Below are 2,361 nucleotides of genomic sequence, written 5' to 3' on the forward strand. Positions count from 1 at the left end.
GCGGCGACTGATCGAGGCCATTGCCCACGGCGTGGCGCGCCCGCTGCAGGCCGCCCGCGCCGCCGCGCCGCTGCTGGCCGTGCAGGGGCTGCGCAAGACCTACCATACGAGAGGCCTGCTGCGCAGAGGCCGCACGGTGCACGCCGCCAAGGACCTGAGCTTTACCCTGCGTGCCGGCGAGACGCTGGGCCTGGTGGGCGAGTCGGGCTCGGGCAAGTCGACCGTCGGGCGCTGCCTCGCCGGACTGATCCCGTTCGACGGCGGCACGATCCGCTTCGACGGCCAGCCGCTGGCGCCCGAGCTGAAGCAGCGCGGCGCGGCGCTGCGCGGCCGCATCCAGATGGTGTTCCAGGATCCGTATTCGTCGTTGAACCCGCGCCACACGGTGGGCGCGGCCATCGCCGCCGGGCCGATCGCCCAGGGGGTGCCGCGCGCCGCGGCGCTGGCCCTGGCCGCCGAGCTGCTGCAGAAGGTCGGCCTGAAAGCCGATGCCGCCGAGCGCTACCCGCACGAGTTCTCCGGCGGCCAGCGCCAGCGCATCTGCATCGCCCGTGCGCTGGCCACGCGCCCGCGGCTGCTGGTGGCCGACGAGCCGGTGTCGGCGCTCGACGTCTCGGTGCAGGCGCAGGTGCTCGAGCTGTTGGAGCAGGTCAAGCGCGAGTTCGCGCTCAGCATGGTGTTCATCACCCACGACCTGCGCGTCGCCGCGCAGATGTGCGACCACATCGCGGTGATGCGCCGCGGCGAGCTGGTCGAGATCGGCGAGACCGCCAAGGTGCTGCAGTCGCCGCAGCATCCCTACACGCGCGAGCTGATCGCCGCCGCGCCGCGTTTCGACGCCCCACCGGTGACCGCTGCTGGCAACGCAGACACATATGGCGCGGTAGCGCAGCCTGCCTGGCCCGACACTTGAGGAGAACACGATGATGAGCAACCCCCTGTGGCGCTGGAGCGCCATCGACCTGGCCGCAGCCATCCGCCGCAAGCAAGTCTCGGCCCGCGAGGCCACGCAAAGCGTGCTGGCGCGCATCACCGAGGTCAACCCGCGCATCAATGCCCTGGTCGAGGTGATGGCCGAAGAAGCCCTGGCCGCCGCCGACGCAGCCGACCAGGCACTCGCCCGCGGCGGCGCAGTCGGCCCGCTGCATGGCGTGCCGGTCACGATCAAGGTCAACGTGGATGTCGCCGGCCACGCCACCACCGACGGCATCGCGGCACTGAAAGACAACATCGCCGCCACCGACTCGCCGCTGGTCGCCTCGCTACGCCGCGCCGGCGCGGTGATCGTCGGGCGCAGCAACACGCCCGCGTTCTCGCTGCGCTGGTTCACCGACAACGATGCCCACGGGCGCACGCTCAACCCCTGGAACCCCGGCGTCACGCCGGGCGGCTCCAGCGGCGGCGCCGCCGCGGCAGTAGCGACCGGCATGGGGCCGATTGCGCACGGCAACGACTATGGCGGCTCGATCCGCTATCCGGCCTGGGCCTGCGGGGTGGTCGGTCTGCGCACCACGGTGGGCCGCGTGCCCTCGTACAAGGCCAGCGCGCCGAGCCGGGTGATCAGCAACCAGCAGATGTCGGTGCAGGGCCCGCTGACGCGCAGCGTGGCCGATGCCCGCCTCGCGCTGGACATCATGGCGCAGAGCAGCCCGCTCGACCCGCAGTGGGTGCCGGCACCGATCGACTTCCCGGGCAACGACCGCCCGGTGAAGGTGGCGCTGTTCAAGCAGTGGGGCGGCACCCAGGTCGACCCGACCGTGGTGGCCGCGCTCGAGCAGGCCGCGAAATGGCTGACAGATGCCGGCTACGAAGTCAAGGAAGTGGCGCCGCCGCACTTTGACGAGATGAGTGCACTTTACCGCCAGCTGGTGATGGAAGACCTGCGCCGCGGCGCGCTGCCGGCCGTGAAGGTCTACGGTGACGAGGCGGTCACGAAGTCCTTCGGCTACTTCATCGGCGGCGTGCGTGAATGGAGCCGCGACCAGTACCTGGACGGGCTGGTGCGCCGCTTCGACATCGCGCGCGACTGGTCACTGTTCTTCGAACAGTACCCGGTGCTGCTGATGCCGATCTCGTGGGAGAAGCAGTTCCCGATCGATGACGACCTGCGTTCACAGGAGCGCTTCGAGGAAATCCTGCTGGCGCAAAGCCCGCTGCTGTCGACCGCGCTGCTGGGCCTGCCCGGCCTCGCGGTGCCGACCGGGGTCGTCGACGGCCTGCCGGTGGGCGTGCAGATCGTCGCTGGCCGTTTCCGCGAAGACCTGTGCCTGGCTGCCGGCGAGCTCATCGAGCGCGCCGCCGGCTTCTCGGCCCTGGATCGGTTGGCGGCCTGATGTAACGGCGGGAGCCACTGGCCCCGCC

2 protein-coding genes are annotated in these 2,361 nt (G+C 71.1%); both read left to right on the top strand.

Translation table 11 applies throughout. The features are described 5' to 3' along the window. The coding region (locus VNJ47_07490; protein ID HXG28674.1) for an ATP-binding cassette domain-containing protein at window positions 1-913 on the top strand (913 nt) is incomplete at its 5' end. 10 nt (window positions 914-923) lie between these two features. Continuing rightward, entirely contained in the window at window positions 924-2,333 is a 1,410-nt protein-coding gene (locus VNJ47_07495) for an amidase family protein (protein ID HXG28675.1), read from the top strand. The last annotated feature ends 28 nt before the right edge of the window (window positions 2,334-2,361 follow it).

The organism is Nevskiales bacterium (assembly GCA_035574475.1).
In the GTDB taxonomy this organism is placed as follows: Bacteria; Pseudomonadota; Gammaproteobacteria; order Nevskiales; family DATLYR01; genus DATLYR01.